Here is a 16,533-nt window from a genome sequence, read left to right as displayed (position 1 = left end):
GAATCCCGCGCCGCGCAAGGCCCGGATCGCCGCCCACGACGTCCGTACACCGCTGGACCTGGTGGACGGGGCGGCCCGCGTCCACGCCCCCGTCGTGCGGGGTGAGGCGGGCGCGCCCGTGGCCGGCGTGTCCCCCGAGGGCCACCGTGAGGCCGCCCGGTGAGCGGCGGCCCCACTCCGGTGCCTGCTGGGGGTCAGGCGCTCGCGCGGGCCGCCAGCCGGGCCTTGCGGGCCGCCAGCTTCTCGTCGAACTTGGCCGCCTCGGCGTCCAGGCCGTTCATGTACAGGCCCAGTTCCTCCTGTGCCTTGAGGCCCTCGGGACCCAGGCCGTCGATCTCCAGGACCTTCAGGTAGCGCAGCACCGGCTGGAGCACGTCGTCGTGGTGGATGCGCAGGTTGTAGATCTCGCCGATCGCCATCTGTGCCGCCGCCCGCTCGAAGCCGGGCATGCCGTGACCCGGCATACGGAAGTTCACCACCACGTCCCGGACCGCCTGCATGGTCAGGTCCGGCGCGAGCTCGAAGGCGGCGCCGAGCAGGTTCCGGTAGAAGACCATGTGCAGGTTCTCGTCGGTGGCGATGCGCGCGAGCATCCGGTCGCAGACCGGGTCGCCCGACTGGTGTCCGGTGTTGCGGTGCGAGATGCGGGTGGCCAGCTCCTGGAAGGAGACGTACGCGACCGAGTGCAGCATCGAGTCCCGGTTGTCCGACTCGAAGCCCTCGCTCATGTGCGCCATCCGGAACTGCTCCAGCTTGTCCGGGTCCACCGCGCGCGAGGCGAGCAGGTAGTCGCGCATCACGATGCCGTGCCGGCCCTCCTCGGCGGTCCAGCGGTGCACCCAGGTGCCCCACGCGCCGTCGCGGCCGAACAGGGAGGCGATCTCGTGGTGGTAGCTGGGCAGGTTGTCCTCGGTCAGCAGGTTCACCACCAGGGCGATCCTGCCGATGTCGGTGACCTTGGACTGCTCCGGCTGCCAGGCTTCACCGTCCTCGAAGAAGCCGGGGAAGTTGCGGCCGTCGGCCCACGGGACGTACTCGTGCGGCATCCAGTCCTTGGTGACCTTCAGGTGGCGGTTGAGTTCCTTCTCGACCACCTCTTCCAGTGCGTACAGCAGCCGGGCGTCGGTCCACGCGTCCGAACTGCCGAGGTACGGAGAGGTGAGGGTCATGCGGGTGCTCCTGGGGGACGGGAGAATTACCTACGGGTTCGTAGGTTACGAGACCGTAGGTTAAGGGGACCGTAAGCTTCCGCCAAGCCCAACCGCGGGGACGGTTGATCACTATCCGTTATGTTCCCAGGTGTACGGGCGTGGCGCGGGCCTGACCGAGAGGCATCTCACGTGGTGTGTGCGCCTCTTGGCCCGGTTGCCGCCACCCGGATGGGCTCCCCCAGCGTCTACCCGCCGGGCGCGGCCCGGAACGCCCCTGTCCCGAGATATCCCGCCGTACGCCGGTGGCGCCCGACCGGACGGCGGCCCCCGGCTCGACGGGCCGCCGCCCCAACCGCCCCAACCGCTCCAACCGCCGCAGCCGGTCCCGGGCCCCCGGTGCCCCTACGGCCGGACGGGCAGCCCCGCCCGCACCTCCTCGGCCGTCGTCGGGCGCAGCTCGCCGTCCAGCAGCAGCCAGCGGGTGACCCCGATCGACTCCAGGAACGCCACATCGTGGCCCGCCACGATCAGCGCGCCCTCGTACGCGTCCAGCGCCGCCGTGAGGGCGGCCACGCTCGCCATGTCGAGGTTGTTCGTCGGCTCGTCCAGCATCAGCAGTTGCGGCGCGGGCTCGGCGAGCAGCAGCGCGGCCAGTGCCGCCCGGAACCGCTCGCCGCCCGAGAGCGTCCCGGCCGGCTGGTCGGCCCGCGCGCCCCGGAACAGGAAGCGGGCGAGCCGCGCGCGGACCCGGTTGTCGGTGGCCGTGGGGGCGAACCGGGCCACGTTGTCCACCACGCTCAAGCGGTCGTCCAGCACATCGAGCCGCTGCGGCAGGAAACGCAGCGGCACCCGCGCCACCACCTCCCCGGCCACCGGCGCCAGCTCACCGGAGATGGTGCGCAGCAGGGTCGTCTTGCCCGCCCCGTTGCGCCCGACGAGCGCGATCCGCTCGGGGCCGCGCAGCTCGAACTCGCCGCCGGCCCGCGCCCCGTGGCGCAGTTCCACGTCGCGCAGCAGCAGCACCTCACGACCGGGCGGGACGGAGGTGTGCGGCAGCTCGACGCGGATCTCGTCGTCGTCGCGTACCGCCTCCACCGCCTCGTCCAGCCGCTCCTTCGCCTCGGTGAGCTTCCGGGTGTGCATGATGCGGTGTTTGCCGGCCGACTCCTGGGCCGCCCGTTTGCGCGCCCCCATCACGATCTTCGGCTCGCGTTTGCTGTCGGCCATCCGCTGCCCGTACCGCTTGCGCCGCGCCAGCTTGACCTGGGCGTCGGCCAGCTCGCGCTTCTGCCGCTGCACATCGGCCTCGGCGACCCGGACCATGCGTTCGGCCGCCTCCTGTTCGGCCGCGAGGGCCTCCCGGTACGCGGAGTAGGGGCCTCCGTACCACTTCACCTCCCCGTCCCGCAGGTCGGCGATGCGGTCGACCCGCTCCAGCAGTTCCCGGTCGTGGCTGACCACGACCAGCACCCCGGACCAGGACTCCACGGCCGCGTACAGCCGCCGCCGCGCGTACAGGTCCAGGTTGTTCGTCGGTTCGTCGAGCAGCAGCACGTCCGGCCGGGCCAGCAGCAGGGCGGCCAGCCGCAGCAGTACGCACTCGCCGCCCGACACCTCGCCGATGGCACGGTCCAGCCCGACGTGGCCGAGCCCGAGCTGGTCGAGCGTGGCCCGGGCCCGCTCCTCCACGTCCCAGTCGTCGCCGACGGCCGTGAAGTGCTCCTCGCTCGCGTCGCCCGCCTCGATGGCGTGCAGCGCGGAGCGCGTGGCGGCGACACCGAGGGCCTGGTCGACGCGCAGGGCGGTGTCCAGCGTGGCGTTCTGCGGCAGATGGCCGACCTCGCCGGCCGTGCGGACCGTGCCCCCGGTGGGGGCCAGCTCGCCGGCGATCAGTTCGAGCAGGGTCGACTTGCCGGAGCCGTTGGGGCCGATCAGGCCGGTCCGGCCGGGTCCGACGGCGAGCTGGAGACCGTCGAGCACCCGGGTGCCGTCCGGCCGGCGGAAGGACAGGTCGGCGCAGGTGATGGAAGTGGTGTGAGGCATACGGGTCTCCCGGTCGCGTGAGGAAGGCTGGGGCAACGGGTGAGACACCGGGCGACCGGTCAGGACAGCACGAAGGCCCCGGTACGGCGATCGTGGGACGGCTCGTACGTCGAGGTCGCACACGGGACGCACAGCGCGGACAGCGGCTGTGCGCACACGGTGTCTCGGACCTCAGACGAGCAACGTCCTTCTCCGATCGACGACGACAGGGCCGCGAACGACGCTACGCCCGGCCCGGGGCGGGCCGCAACGGGATTTCGTCAGCAGGTGCCGCGCAGCAGTTCGTCCAGGCGCTGGTCCAGTTCGAGGAACCGGTGCTCCAGCCCGGAGGGCACCAGGTGCTGGGCCCGCTCCAGGAAGCGGCGCACCTCCGAGGTGCGGATGTGCACCATCGCCACGCCCTCGGGGGCGTGGAACTCCACCACCGTGCGGTCGTAGCCGAACGGCCGCACGCGTACGTCGCCGACCCCCGCCGGCCGGTCGACGCCCGTCGCGAGGAGCTCCCGCGCGAACGCCCAGGCCACGTCGACGCCCTCCAGGGTCGCCGGAGCGGGAAAGGCCATCTGTACGGCGAAGGGGTCCTGGCGGTCGTAGCGCAGCGTGGCCGGGACGGTCTCCATGCTCGGCGCGGACGCGACCAGGCGGGCCTCCACGGCCTGCTCGATGACGGTGGACAAGAGCCAGCTCCCTCACACGCGCGGCTTCGGCGGACGTCTCCCTACGGAGGGAAGGACGAGGTTTTCGGCCACCGCGTGCATTGGGAGCGGGCGTGACCTGCGTCACTTGCCGGAGGGGCCTGGACGGCGGGGGAGGGGTGGGCTACGTTCCGGCGCCATGACGTCCATGGGGAAGACGAGACGAACGGTCCGCCTGGCGATGTGCGGGGCGGCACTGGCCACCGCGCTGGCGGCCCCGGCCCAGGCGGCACCCGCGCACACCACCCCCCCGCTCACCACTTCCGCGTACGACGGCGGTGCGCCCGGCGGCGCGGCGGGAAGGGCCGCGACGGAGGCCGCTCCCGCCCGGACCGCGCCGGTGGCGGCCGGCCCCGGCCGGTGGCGGTTGAAGGAGACGGGCGCGCGGGTGCGGTTCCGGGGCCTGGCGGCGGTCGGCCGCAGCACCGCGTGGGTGGCCGGTTCGCAGGGCACCGTACTGCGGACGACGGACGGCGGACGTAGCTGGCGGAACGTTTCGCCGCCGGGGGCGGCAGGGCTCGAACTGCGCGACGTCGAGGCGTTCGGCGCGCGGCGTGCGGTGGTGCTGGCGATCGGCGAGGGCGAGGCGTCCCGGATCTTCCGCACCGAGGACGGCGGCGCGAACTGGACCGAGACGTTCCGCAACACCGATCCCCGGGCGTTCTACGACTGCGTCACCTTCCTCGACAGCCGGCACGGCCTCGCCCTGAGCGACCCGGTGGACGGCAGGTTCCGGATCCTGTCGACCGCCGACGGGGGCAGGTCGTGGCGGGTGCTGCCCAGTGCCGGCATGCCCGCCGCGCTGCCCGGCGAGGCGGGGTTCGCGGCCAGCGGCCAGTGCCTGGTCGGGGCCGGCCCCGGGGACGTCTGGCTGGCCACCGGGGGCGGTGCCGCGGCGCGCGTGCTGCACTCCGCGGACCGGGGCCGGAACTGGACCGTCGCCGGGACGCCGGTACCGGCCGGTGACCCGGCGCGCGGTGTCTTCGGCCTGGCCTTCCGAGACCGGACGCACGGCATCGCGGTCGGCGGCGACCACCGCGCCGGGCAGCCGTCACCCCGGGCGGCGGCGGTGAGCGGGGACGGCGGCCGCACCTGGCGGCCGGCGCGGACCCCACCGCCCGCCTACCGTTCGGGGGTCGCCTGGCTGCCGCACAGCCGGTCGGCCGCGCTCGCCGTCGGCCCGACCGGGACGGACCTGACCACCGACGGCGGGCGCACCTGGCGCACGGTGGACACCGGCTCGTACGACTCGGTGGACTGCGCACCCGACCACGGCTGCTGGGCCTCGGGCGAGAAGGGGCGCGTCGCGCGCCTGGAGCGCCAGGGGGTGTCCCGTCGGTCGGCCGGATCGGGGAGTGGTGTCCGGTGCCGTGGATCGCGGGGCGGAGGAGGGAGCCACTGCGGGGCAGTGGCGACCGACGACAACGCGGCGAGGCGCGGCACCGGGTGACGCGAGCCCGGCGAAATCGGCGAGACACCCCCTGGGGGCCGCGCGGCGCGTGCCGGCCGGTGGCTCAGGAGACCGGCTGCTGCCGGTACGGGGCGAGTTGGGGGGCGGTCCTGGTGGCGACGAACTCGGTGACCCGGTAGGCGCACACCCCGCCGGTGACGAAGGGGTCGGCCCCGGTGATCTCCTCGATCCGCGCGCGGTCGTCCCCCACGGCCAGGATGATCCCGCCGTCGCGCGGGTTCTTGCGGCCCGAGGCGATGAAGTCCCCGGCCGCGTAATGGGCGTCGAGCCAGGCCATGTGGTCCCCGAGGAGCGCGTCCACCCGCTCGATGGGACCGGTGTACGTCAATTCCAGTACGAACATGACCGCAGGCTACCGGGCGGTTCCAACAGCCCCCGGCGGGGTCCCGGCCGCGGAGGGCCCGAGGGGGCGTCCCGCCGGTGCGCGCCCTTCGCCGGCCGTGGCCCCGCGCGGCCAGGACCGGCCCGGCGGCCGTAGGGTACCGGCACCATGACGATGATCGAAACGCCCGCCGACTGGCCCACGAACGAGACCGAGGCGCTGGCCGTCCAGGACGCGCTGCGGGACCGCGTCGTGCTGGACGAGCCGGGCCCACCCCCCGGGACCGGCCTGGTCACCGGGGTCGACGTGGCATACGACGACGAGCGCGACCTGGTCGCGGCGGCGGCCGTCGTCCTGGACGCCGGCACACTCGCCGTGGTCCAGGAGGCCACCGCCGTCGGCCGGGTCTCCTTCCCCTACGTGCCCGGTCTGCTGGCCTTCCGTGAGATACCGGCGGTGCTGGCCGCGCTGGGGGCCCTGTCCACCGGGCCCGGGCTGGTGGTGTGCGACGGCTACGGCCGGGCCCATCCGCGCCGCTTCGGACTGGCCAGCCACCTCGGCGTCCTCACCGGGCTGCCGGTGATCGGTGTGGCGAAGAACCCCTTCACCTTCTCCTACGAGCAGCCCGCCGGCCACCGGGGCGCCGCCGGTCCGCTCCTGGCCGGTCAGGAGGAGGTCGGCCGGGTGCTGCGCACCCGCGAAGGGGTCAAGCCGGTCTTCGTCTCGGCCGGCCACCGGGTCACGCTGGACAACGCCTGCGCCCACACCCTGCGCCTGACGCCGCGATACCGCCTTCCGGAGACCACCCGCCTCGCCGACGCCCTGTGCCGGCGCGCCCTGCGGCAGGCGACCGGGTGACCGGCCGCCTCCGGCGCGGAGGCGCTGTCAGCGCGCGTGGGCGACCCGGAACCGGATGCCGGCCGCGCGCAGCCGCTCCAGGAGGGCGTCCCCCATCGCGACGGCCGTGGTGACCTGCCCGGCGGTCTCGGGCAGCGCGTCGAAGGCGAGGCACAGCGCCGACTCGGCGAGCATCTTGGCCGTCTCGTCGTAGCCCGGGTCACCCCCCGAGACCTCGGTGAACACCCGGTGCCCGCCGCCCTCCCCGACGAACCGCACCGAGAACCAGCTGCGCGCGCGGCGTTCCGCGTCCGGGCCGCTGCCCGCCCGGTAGCGGCCCATCAGCCAGTCGCGGGCGGCCGGCACCTGGGCGAGCGCCAGGCACGCGCCGACGGCGGCGACCCCGCCCAGCGCCATGGGCAGCGTCCTGACGGCCGCGTAGTGCCGGTAGCGGAAGTCCGGCCCGTAGCGGGGCAGGGCCGCCGCCGAGCGCGCCACGATCCTCGGGTCCAGGGTGGGCAGCGGCAGCGCCCACGCCCCCGTCTCCGGGCTGAACCTCGGTCCGCCCAGCGGTGCCCGCGCCCGCCGCCCCACCAGGCGGGGCTCGTGCAGCCGCCGTTCGCGCGCGGCCCGCAGCGACTGCCGGCCCCGGCCCATCGCGGTGAGCGCGGAGGCGAACGTGCCGCCCGAGAAGGCGGCGTCGGTACGGACGAAGCCGTCGACCCGCAGCGGTACCCCCTCGGGGAGCCGCGCGACGGTGAAGTACACCCCCAGGTCGTGCGGGACGGAATCGAAGCCGCACGCGTGCACGATCCGGGCCCCGGTCTCCCGGGCCCGCGCGTCGTGGCGCAGGTACGTCAGATCGGTGAACTCCGGCTCACCGGACAGGTCGACGTAGTCCGTCCCCGCCTCGGCGCACGCGGCCACCAGCGCCTCGCCGTACCGGATGTACGGCCCCACGGTGGTGGCGACCACGGCGGCCGACTCGGCCAGTTCCCGCAGCCCGGCCGGGTCGCCGGCGTCGGCGCGCAACAGCGGCAGGTCGGCGCACCGGGGCGCCACGGCGGCCAGCCGTTCGCGCAGCCGCTCCAGTCTGTCCCGGTCGCGCCCGGCCAGCGCCCACCGGCAGGTGGCGGGCGCGTGTGCGGCGAGGTACCGGGCGGTCAGCTCCCCGACGAAGCCGGTCGCCCCGAAGAGCACGACGTCGTACGCCCTGCGCGTGCCGCGGTCCCGTCTGTCCATCCAGCCCTCCGGCGTCCGGTCGGCCGGCCGCCGGTTCCCACGGCGCGCCGTTGTCGGAGGCAGAGGCTAGCGTGCGAGGTGAACCGGGGATCGCGGCGGTGCCGCACGGCGGTCGCCGGGCGTCCGCCGCGGTGCCCCGGGCGCTCCCTCGTCCACAGGGCTTGTGCCGGGTGGAACACGTTCTTAGCATCAGCACTGTTACAGCGGTTGTGTCACAGTGATGGGGGCTCGATGGCAGCGACACGGAACGGCCCGCTCGCCGGGGTGCGGGTGGTCGAACTGGCGGGCATCGGCCCCGGCCCGTTCGCCGCCATGCTCCTGGGCGACCTCGGCGCCGACGTGGTACGGGTGGACCGGCCCGGCGGCGCCGGGCTGGGCATCGACCCGGCGTACGACCTCACCAACCGCAACAAGCGCTCGGTGCTCCTGGACCTCAAGGCCGAGGACGGGCCCGCGCGGGTGCTCGACCTCGTCGAGCGCGCCGACATCCTCATCGAGGGGTTCCGGCCCGGGGTCGCCGAGCGGCTGGGCGTCGGGCCGCGGGAGTGCCTCGCCCGCAACCCCCTCCTGGTGTACGGGAGGATGACCGGCTGGGGCCAGGACGGACCGCTGGCGGAGCGCGCGGGGCACGACATCGGGTACATCGCCGTCACCGGCACCCTGTCCATGATCGGCAAGGACGGCGAGCCGCCGGTGGTGCCCGCCAACCTCGTCGGGGACTACGCGGGCGGATCGCTCTACCTCGTCGTCGGCGTCCTCGCGGCCCTCCAGCACGCGCGCGCCGAGGGCGGCGGCGGCCAGGTGGTCGACGCGGCGATCACCGACGGCGCCGCCCACCTCGCCACGATGATCCACGCCATGATGGCCGCCGGCGGCTGGCAGGACCGGCGCGGCACCAATCTGCTGGACGGCGGCTGCCCGTTCTACGGCACCTACGAGACCGCCGACGGCCGCCACATGGCGGTCGGCGCGCTGGAGCCGCGCTTCTACCAGGAGTTCACCGAACTGCTGGGGATCCAGGACATGGCCGGGGCCCGCAAGGACTTCGCCCGCTGGGGCGAGCTGCGCGCCGCCGTCGCCGCCCGCTTCAAGACCCGGACCCGCGCGGAGTGGACGGCCGTCTTCGAGGGCTCCGACGCCTGCGTCGCCCCCGTCCTCTCCCTGCGGGAGGCCCCCGGGCACCCCCACCTCGCGGCACGCGGCACCTTCGTCGAACACGGCGGGATCACGCAGCCCGCGCCCGCGCCCCGCTTCTCCGCCACGCCCGCCGCCCTGCGCCGCCCGCCCGCACGGCCGGGCGCGCACGGCGACGAGGTGGCCCGCGACTGGGACGTGCCGAGCCTCCGGCAGCCGCCGCCCCCGCCCGCGCCGGGGCCCGCGCCCCCGTCCGACACCCGGCCGGGAACCGGCCCGACAGGAGGCCCCAGGTGAAGCGCCGGCTCTTCAGCGCCGAGCACGACGCGTTCCGCGAGACCGTCCGGGCCTTCCTCGCCAAGGAGGTGCTGCCCCACTACGAGCAGTGGGAGAAGGACGGCATCGTCTCGCGCGACGTCTGGCTGGCGGCCGGCCGCCAAGGGCTGCTGGGCCCGGCGGTCCCCGAGGAGTACGGCGGCGGGGGCACCACCGACTTCCGCTACAGCGCCGTCCTCGCCGAGGAGTTCACCCGCGCCGCCGCCCCCGGCCTGGCCCTGGGACTCCACAACGACATCGTCGGCCCGTACCTGACCGGCCTGGCCACCGAGGAGCAGAAGCGCCGCTGGCTGCCCGGCTTCTGCTCCGGGGAGCTGATCGGCGCCATCGCCATGACCGAGCCGGGCGCCGGCTCCGACCTCCAGGCCATCCGCACCACCGCCGAGGACCGGGGCGACCACTGGCTGCTCAACGGGTCCAAGACGTTCATCTCCAACGGCATCCTCGCCGATCTGGTGATCGTCGTCGCCAGGACCACCCCGGAGGGCGGTGCGCACGGCCTGTCCCTGCTCGTGGTCGAACGGGGCATGGACGGCTTCGAACGCGGCCGCAACCTCGACAAGATCGGGCAGAAGTCGCAGGACACGGCGGAGCTCTTCTTCCACGACGTCCGCGTCCCCAAGGACAACCTGCTCGGCGAGCTCAACGGTGCCTTCGTCCACCTGATGACGAACCTGGCCCAGGAGCGGATGGCCATCGCCGTCGCGGGCATCGCCGCGGCCGAACACGTACTGGAGATCACCACCCGGTACGTCCAGGAGCGGGAGGCGTTCGGACGGCCGCTCGCCAGGCTCCAGCACATCCGCTTCGAGATCGCGGAAATGGCCACCGAGTGCGCCGTCACCCGGGCCTTTCTGGACCGCTGCGTCGTGGACCACTCGAACGGGGAACTCGACGCCGTGCACGCCTCCATGGCCAAGTGGTGGGCCACCGAACTGCAGAAGCGGGTCGCCGACCGGTGCCTCCAGTTGCACGGTGGATACGGCTACATGGCCGAGTACCCGGTGGCGAGGGCGTTCACCGACGGCCGGATCCAGACCATCTACGGCGGCACGACCGAGATCATGAAGGAGATCATCGGCCGCTCCCTGCTCGACCAACCCTCCCGAAAGGCCTGACCCGTGAGCACCGAAGCGTATGTGTACGACGCCGTCCGCACCCCGCGCGGGCGAGGAAAGGCCAGTGGCGCCCTGCACGGCACCAAGCCGATCGACCTGGTCGTCGGCCTCGTCCACGAGCTGCGGGGCCGCTTCCCCGGCCTGGATCCGGCGGCGATCGACGACATCGTCCTCGGAGTGGTGGGACCGGTGGGCGACCAGGGTTCCGACATCGCGCGGATCGCCGCGATCGCCGCGGGCCTGCCCGACACGGTCGCCGGTGTCCAGGAGAACCGCTTCTGCGCCTCCGGTCTCGAAGCCGTCAACCTGGCCGCGATGAAGATCCGGTCAGGCTGGGAGGACCTGGTCCTGGCGGGGGGCGTCGAGTCGATGTCTCGCGTGCCGATGGCCTCGGACGGCGGCGCCTGGTTCGCCGACCCGATGACCAACCACGAGACGGGCTTCGTCCCGCAGGGCATCGGCGCCGACCTCATCGCCACCCTGGAGGGCTACTCGCGGCGCGACGTGGACGAGTACGCGGCCCTGTCGCAGGAGCGGGCCGCCACGGCGTGGAAGGAGGGCCGCTTCGACCGGTCCGTGGTCCCCGTCACCGACCGCAACGGCCTCGTCGTCCTCGACCACGACGAGCACATGCGGCCCGGCACCACCGCCGACTCGCTCGCCGGCCTCAGGCCCTCGTTCGCCGCCATCGGCGAGACGGGCGGCTTCGACGCCGTCGCCCTGCAGAAGTACCACTGGATCGAGAGGATCGACCACGTCCACCACGCCGGCAACTCCTCCGGCATCGTCGACGGTGCCGCCCTCGTCGCCGTCGGCTCCAAGGAGGTCGGCGAGCGGTACGGGCTGACGCCGCGTGCCCGGATCCTCTCGGCGGCCGTCTCGGGCTCCGAGCCCACCATCATGCTCACCGGACCCGCGCCCGCCACCCGCAAGGCACTGGCCAAGGCCGGTCTCACCATCGACGACATCGACCTGGTGGAGATCAACGAGGCGTTCGCCGGGGTCGTCCTGCGGTTCGCCAAGGACATGGGGCTCCCGCTGGACCGGATCAACGTCAACGGCGGCGCCATCGCCATGGGCCACCCGCTGGGCGCGACTGGCGCGATGATCCTCGGCACCCTCCTGGACGAACTGGAGCGCCAGGACAAGCGGTACGGCCTCGCCACGCTGTGCGTCGGCGGCGGTATGGGCATCGCCACCGTCATCGAGCGCGTCTGACCCTCCCGTCCACCCACCCTCTCGGGCCCGTTACGGAGAAACAGCAATGACAGCAGTGCCGACGAGTTCCACCATCCGGTGGGAGCAGGACGAGACCGGTGTCGTCACCCTCGTTCTCGACGACCCCCGTCAGTCCGCCAACACCATGAACCAGGGGTTCAGGGAGTCCCTCGCGGCGATCGCCGACCGCGCGGAGACGGAGCGGGAATCCATCCGGGGCATCATCGTCACCTCCGCGAAGAAGACCTTCTTCGCGGGCGGCGACCTCAAGGACATGATCAAGGCCGGTCCGGCCGACGCCGAGCAGGTCTTCGAGGCGGGCCTGGCCATCAAGCGCTCCCTGCGCCGCATCGAGACCCTCGGCAAGCCGGTCGTCGCCGCCATCAACGGCGCCGCCCTGGGCGGTGGCTACGAGATCGCCCTCGCCTGCCACCACCGCGTCGCCCTCGACGCGCCCGGTTCCAGGATCGGCCTGCCCGAGGTCACCCTCGGCCTGCTGCCGGCGGGCGGCGGCGTCACCCGCACCGTGCGCCTGATGGGCATCGCGGACGCGCTGCTGAAGGTACTCCTCCAGGGCACCCAGTACTCCCCGGCGCGGGCCCTGGAGAACGGCCTCGTCCACGAGGTCGCCGCCACCACCGAGGAGATGCTCGACAAGGCGCGGGCCTTCATCGACGCCCACCCGGAGTCGCGGCAGCCCTGGGACGTCGAGGGGTACCGGATCCCGGGCGGCACGCCCTCCAGCCCCCGGTTCGCCGCCAACCTGCCCGCCTTCCCGGCGAACCTGAAGAAGCAGCTCAACGGCGCCCCTTACCCGGCGCCGCGCAACATCCTCGCCGCCGCCGTCGAAGGCTCCCAGTCGACTTCGAGACCGCGCAGGTCATCGAGGCCCGCTACTTCACCGAGCTGGTGACCGGCCGGACCGCCAAGAACATGATCCAGGCGTTCTTCTTCGACCTCCAGGCGGTCAACTCCGGTGCGAGCCGCCCCCGGGGCATCGAGCCGCGCACGGTCCGCAAGGTCGCGGTCCTGGGCGCCGGGATGATGGGCGCCGGGATCGCGTACTCCTGCGCGAGGGCCGGGATCGAGGTCGTCCTGAAGGACGTCTCAGCCGAAGCCGCCCGCAGGGGCAAGGCCTACTCCGAGAAGCTCCTCGCCAAGGCGCTGTCCCGGGGCCGTACGACCGAGGCGCGGCGCGACGAGCTGCTGGCGCGCATCACCCCGACCGCCGACCCGGCCGACCTGGCGGGTTGTGACGCGGTCATCGAGGCGGTGTTCGAGGACTCGGCCCTCAAGCACAAGGTGTTCCAGGAGATCCAGGACGTCGTCGCCCCCGACGCCCTGCTGTGCTCCAACACCTCCACCCTGCCGATCACCTTGCTGGCCAAGGGCGTCGAGCGGCCGGCCGACTTCATCGGACTGCACTTCTTCTCACCCGTCGACAAGATGCCGCTGGTCGAGATCATCAGAGGCGACCGCACGGGCGACGAGGCCCTGGCGCGCGCCTTCGACCTGGTACGCCGGATCAACAAGACGCCGATCGTGGTCAATGACTCCCGGGGCTTCTTCACCTCCCGCGTCATCGGCCAGTTCATCAACGAGGGCGTGGCCATGGTCGGCGAGGGCGTCGAGCCCGCGTCCATCGAGCAGGCGGCGGCGCAGGCCGGCTACCCGGCGAAGGTGCTGTCGCTGATGGACGAGCTGACCCTCACCCTCCCGCGCAAGATCCGCGACGAGACGAGGCGGGCCGTCGAGGAGGCGGGCGGCACCTGGCCGGGGCACCCGTCGGACGCGGTGATCGACCGGATGGTGGACGAGTTCGGGCGGACCGGGCGCGGCGGTGGCGCCGGGTTCTACGACTACGCCGAGGACGGCACCCGGCTCGGACTGTGGCCGGGACTGCGCGAGCACTTCGGCCGGGACGGCGCGGCGGTGCCGTTCGAGGACATGAAGGAGCGGATGCTCTTCGCGGAGGCGCTGGACAGCGTCCGCTGCCTGGAGGAGGGCGTGCTGACCTCGGTCGCCGACGCCAACATCGGCTCGATCATGGGTATCGGCTTCCCGGCGTGGACGGGCGGGGTGCTCCAGTACATCAACGGTTACGAGGGCGGCCCGGCGGGCTTCGCGGCGCGGGCGCGGGAACTGGCCGAGCGGTACGGGGAGCGGTTCCAGCCGCCGGCGCTGCTGCTGGAGAAGGCCGAACGCGGCGAGACGTTCCGCGACTGAACCCATCGGGAGCGCCGCGACCGGCGTGCGGCCACCCGGTCCGCCGGGCGGCCGCCCCGGCAGTGCCCCGGCGCCCCGGCGCTCCCGGGTGGCGGGGCGCGGCACCGGGCGGACGGGGGAGTGGGTGGTGGCGGTCACCGTCACCGCGCGCGGAACGCGGCCCCCAGCTCCTCCTTCAGGGATCGCTGGAAAGCCGTGACCAGCGCCTGCACCACCAGCGGCTGCATATGGGCGGACAGCGACTTCATCGCCGCCAGGTGCTCCGGGTCCGCTTCGCGCTCCCGGTACGGGTCCCACACCTCGTCCCGGAACAGCCGGGTCAGCTCCTGCGCGGCCATACGGGTGTGCTCCAGCAGGACCGTCCGGGCGGCCAGGATCGTCTCGTGCGCGATGGGCACGTCCAGCAGCCGGATGCCGAGCCGCAACAGGCCGGGATCCACCCGGAACGTTTCCTCACCACCGGCCGCACCGGCCGTCCCGCCGCCCGAGCTCCCGGCCGGGCCCTCGCCGCGCGTCAGCACGTCCATCGCGGCGAGCCGGTCCAGGTCCTCGTCGGTGAGCGGCCGGCCCGCGCGCCGCTCCAGCTCCGCGCGGGTGGCGTCCTCCGCCGCGTCGGGCGCCCACGTCGCCACCAGCGCGCGGTGGATGGCCAGGTCGTGGGCGCTCAGGTCCGGCGGGAGCTGCTCCAGGTACCGTTCGATCGCGGCCAGCGTCATGCCCTGGTGCCGCAACTCCTCGATCAGCGCCAGCCGGGCCAGGTGCTCCGGCCCGTAGAGACCCACCCGGCGCGGCCCGATCACCGGTGGGGGCAGCAGCCCGCGCGTGCTGTAGAACCGGACGGTGCGCACGGTGACCCCGGCGCGGGCGGCCAGCTCGTCGACGGTGAGCGCCGGCTGCTCCCCGCCGCCGCCGGCCCGCCCGGCCCCGGCCGGTCCGGGCCCGGTCGTCCGGATCGGTCCGGCCGCCCCGGACACCTCGGTCGCCTCGGTCGCCATGGGGCCTCACTTCCGGTGTCGCGGTCCTCCGACGCAACAGTATTGCTGTGTCACCAACGATGTGAAAGCGCTGCCGGGCGGGTGGGCGCCCGCCCCGGGAAACCCGGTTGCCGCCCGGGCTCCCGCGATGGTCCGCTGGCGCCCATGGACGAGGGAGCGGTACGAGAGCTGTTCGACCGGGAGATGCGGCGGGACGCCCTGCCCGACATGCCCGGTGCCACGGTCGAGCGGGTGGCGGGGGTGATGCGGCAGACCGGCCCGGCCCATGGCTGGAACGGGGTCCTCTGGTCCGACCTGGGGCCGGCGGACGCGGACCGGGCCATTGCCCGGCAGATCGCCCACTTCACCGCGCTGGGCCTCGGCTTCGAGTGGAAGCTGTACGCCCACGACCGGCCGGGCGACCTCGGCGGACGGTTGCGCGCGGCGGGCTTCCGGCCCGAGCCCGAGGAAGCGCTGCTGGTCGCCGACGCCGCCGCCGTCGCCGGCCTGGCCACCGAGCCACCCCGGGGCGTCGTCCTGCGGCCGGTCACCGACGCCGCCGGGGTGCGGCTTATGGCGGACGTCCATGAGCAGGCGTTCGGCACGGACAGTGGCCCCCTGGCCCGGCAGCTCACCGACCGGCTCGCCACCGACCCCGGCACGGTCGTCGCCGTCGTCGCCCTGGCGGGCGGGCGGCCGGTGAGCTCCGCGCGCGTGGAGCTGCCGCCCGGCAAGGCCTTCGCGGGACTGTGGGGCGGCGGCACCGTACGGGACTGGCGGGGCAGAGGCGTCTATCGCGCCCTGGTCGCCCACCGGGCCCGTATCGCCGTGGCGCGCGGCTACCGCCACCTCCAGGTCGACGCCTCCCGCGACAGTAGTCCCATCCTGCGGCGCCTGGGCTTCACCCAGCTCTCCACGACCACGCCGTACCGGTACGAGGTGTGACCGCGCGGCCGGGGCGTCAGCGCCGCCCGCGCAGCGACCTGGCCGCGAGCCACACGGCGGCGAGGGCGGCGGCCACCACCGCGACCACCCGCCCGAGCGGACCGCGCGTCCCGGCCGGCCACAGGTCCCGCGCCCGGTCGAAGGCGCTCAGCGGGACGCCCACCAGGGCGTTGCCGGGCGGTCGGCGCGACACGGCCGGGTGCGGGTGGGTGGGGGCGGTCCTGCGTACCGTCTCCCACGCCGAGCCCAGCCGCCGCAGACGGGTGCGGTCGTGCCCCAGCGCCTCCTGGAGCCGGGGGAGCAGCAGGTCCTCCTCGTCCCGGATGTCCTGCCGGATCAGCGCGAAGACGCGGGCGGTCAGCTCTTCGTGGCGGGGATCGCCGGGGTCCAGCCGCTCCATCCCGGCGACGAGGTGGCTGATCTCCTGGTGCTCCTCCTCCACCCGTGCGGTCAGCTCCTCGCCGTCGGGAGCGAGCCGCCGGAGCGCGGGCCACAGCACGGTCTCCTCGGCGAAGGCGTGGCTGAAGGTGAGCTGGACGATGTCCCTCAGCGTGCGCCGCCGCTCGTCCCTGTCCTGGCCACCCGATTCGTACAGGTTCATCAGCCGGTCGAGCTCGGCGTGGTCCCGGCGCTGCCGCGCCAGGACGCTCGCCTCACCACCGAGCTGGTCGACGCTCTGCTGAGCGATGGAGACAGCCATGTCCCGCCCCTACCGCGCGGCCCGGTGGCCGGTACGGCGGGTGAGCAGGACGCCCAGGGCGATCATGGCGAGGCCGAGGACGAGGTGCAGCCAGTTGTCGGCGGTGTTGACCGGGATGAAG

At 73.9% G+C, this 16,533-nt stretch carries 14 protein-coding genes and 2 pseudogenes; 8 read left to right on the top strand and 8 right to left on the bottom strand.

The features are described from left to right. Position 1: 1 nt before the first annotated feature. A pseudogene (locus AB0H53_RS06310) lies at positions 2 to 163 on the top strand (short-chain dehydrogenase); the annotation flags it as partial. 31 nt (positions 164 to 194) lie between these two features. Here AB0H53_RS06310 and AB0H53_RS06305 read toward each other — a convergent pair. From AB0H53_RS06305 to AB0H53_RS06295, 3 genes are all read right to left on the bottom strand, one after another. Next, positions 195 to 1,169, bottom strand: a complete 975-nt coding sequence (locus AB0H53_RS06305) for an acyl-ACP desaturase (RefSeq protein WP_362108054.1) — start codon at positions 1,167 to 1,169, stop codon at positions 195 to 197. A 384-nt stretch (positions 1,170 to 1,553) separates the two neighbouring features. Continuing rightward, positions 1,554 to 3,194 (bottom strand): ABC-F family ATP-binding cassette domain-containing protein, encoded by a 1,641-nt coding sequence (locus AB0H53_RS06300; RefSeq protein WP_362108051.1) that lies wholly within the window; start codon positions 3,192 to 3,194, stop codon positions 1,554 to 1,556. Between the two features lie 260 nt (positions 3,195 to 3,454). Further along, positions 3,455 to 3,871, bottom strand: coding sequence for an SsgA family sporulation/cell division regulator (locus AB0H53_RS06295; protein ID WP_362108048.1), 417 nt, complete (start codon positions 3,869 to 3,871; stop codon positions 3,455 to 3,457). A gap of 157 nt (positions 3,872 to 4,028) precedes the next feature. On the opposite strand from AB0H53_RS06295, the gene AB0H53_RS06290 reads away from it, so the two are divergent. Next, entirely contained in the window at positions 4,029 to 5,339 is a 1,311-nt protein-coding gene (locus AB0H53_RS06290) for an oxidoreductase (RefSeq protein WP_362108045.1), read from the top strand. A gap of 64 nt (positions 5,340 to 5,403) precedes the next feature. Here AB0H53_RS06290 and AB0H53_RS06285 read toward each other — a convergent pair whose 3' ends face one another. Beyond that, on the bottom strand, positions 5,404 to 5,703 hold the full coding sequence (locus AB0H53_RS06285) for a YciI family protein (RefSeq protein WP_362108042.1): 300 nt from the start codon (positions 5,701 to 5,703) through the stop codon (positions 5,404 to 5,406). A 147-nt stretch (positions 5,704 to 5,850) separates the two neighbouring features. On the opposite strand from AB0H53_RS06285, the gene AB0H53_RS06280 reads away from it, so the two are divergent. Further along, positions 5,851 to 6,540 carry an endonuclease V gene (locus AB0H53_RS06280; protein WP_362108039.1) on the top strand — a complete coding sequence of 230 codons (690 nt, stop codon included), beginning with the start codon at positions 5,851 to 5,853 and terminating at the stop codon, positions 6,538 to 6,540. A 27-nt stretch (positions 6,541 to 6,567) separates the two neighbouring features. Here AB0H53_RS06280 and AB0H53_RS06275 read toward each other — a convergent pair whose 3' ends face one another. After that, positions 6,568 to 7,761, bottom strand: a complete 1,194-nt coding sequence (locus tag AB0H53_RS06275; RefSeq protein WP_362108037.1) for a saccharopine dehydrogenase NADP-binding domain-containing protein — start codon at positions 7,759 to 7,761, stop codon at positions 6,568 to 6,570. Between the two features lie 231 nt (positions 7,762 to 7,992). On the opposite strand from AB0H53_RS06275, the gene AB0H53_RS06270 reads away from it, so the two are divergent. The 4 genes and pseudogenes from AB0H53_RS06270 to AB0H53_RS06255 all read left to right on the top strand — a co-directional run bounded on the left by AB0H53_RS06270 (position 7,993) and on the right by AB0H53_RS06255 (position 13,793). Continuing rightward, entirely contained in the window at positions 7,993 to 9,192 is a 1,200-nt protein-coding gene (locus AB0H53_RS06270; RefSeq protein ID WP_362108034.1) for a CaiB/BaiF CoA-transferase family protein, read from the top strand. Continuing rightward, the gene (locus AB0H53_RS06265; RefSeq protein WP_362108031.1) at positions 9,189 to 10,349 is read left to right on the top strand and encodes an acyl-CoA dehydrogenase family protein; all 1,161 of its coding nucleotides are present in this window, start codon (positions 9,189 to 9,191) and stop codon (positions 10,347 to 10,349) included. Before AB0H53_RS06270 ends, AB0H53_RS06265 begins: the two co-directional genes overlap by 4 nt. A gap of 3 nt (positions 10,350 to 10,352) precedes the next feature. Beyond that, the gene (locus AB0H53_RS06260) at positions 10,353 to 11,567 is read left to right on the top strand and encodes an acetyl-CoA C-acetyltransferase (RefSeq protein WP_362108028.1); all 1,215 of its coding nucleotides are present in this window, start codon (positions 10,353 to 10,355) and stop codon (positions 11,565 to 11,567) included. 46 nt (positions 11,568 to 11,613) lie between these two features. Next, positions 11,614 to 13,793 (top strand): annotated as a pseudogene (locus AB0H53_RS06255) (3-hydroxyacyl-CoA dehydrogenase NAD-binding domain-containing protein). Between the two features lie 140 nt (positions 13,794 to 13,933). On the opposite strand, the gene AB0H53_RS06250 reads toward AB0H53_RS06255, so the two are convergent. Continuing rightward, positions 13,934 to 14,788: a MerR family transcriptional regulator gene (locus AB0H53_RS06250; RefSeq protein ID WP_362108025.1), complete on the bottom strand. Its 855-nt coding sequence runs from the start codon at positions 14,786 to 14,788 to the stop codon at positions 13,934 to 13,936. A 144-nt stretch (positions 14,789 to 14,932) separates the two neighbouring features. Between AB0H53_RS06250 and AB0H53_RS06245 the strand changes: the two genes are divergently transcribed. After that, a complete protein-coding gene (locus tag AB0H53_RS06245; protein ID WP_362108022.1) occupies positions 14,933 to 15,712 on the top strand; it encodes a GNAT family N-acetyltransferase in 780 nt (259 codons plus the stop codon). Between the two features lie 16 nt (positions 15,713 to 15,728). On the opposite strand, the gene AB0H53_RS06240 is transcribed toward AB0H53_RS06245, so the two are convergent. Together AB0H53_RS06240 and AB0H53_RS06235 are read right to left on the bottom strand one after the other, a co-directional pair. Then, complete coding sequence (locus tag AB0H53_RS06240) at positions 15,729 to 16,412, bottom strand: hemerythrin domain-containing protein (protein ID WP_362108019.1); 684 nt, start codon at positions 16,410 to 16,412, stop codon at positions 15,729 to 15,731. A 9-nt stretch (positions 16,413 to 16,421) separates the two neighbouring features. Continuing rightward, positions 16,422 to 16,529 carry a DUF4383 domain-containing protein gene (locus AB0H53_RS06235; RefSeq protein ID WP_362108547.1) on the bottom strand — a complete coding sequence of 36 codons (108 nt, stop codon included), beginning with the start codon at positions 16,527 to 16,529 and terminating at the stop codon, positions 16,422 to 16,424. Positions 16,530 to 16,533: the final 4 nt, after the last annotated feature.

This window comes from Streptomyces sp. NPDC050856, from assembly GCF_040653855.1.
Taxonomy (GTDB): domain Bacteria; phylum Actinomycetota; class Actinomycetes; order Streptomycetales; family Streptomycetaceae; genus Streptomyces.
This window is presented reverse-complemented; position numbering and strand designations above follow the sequence as displayed.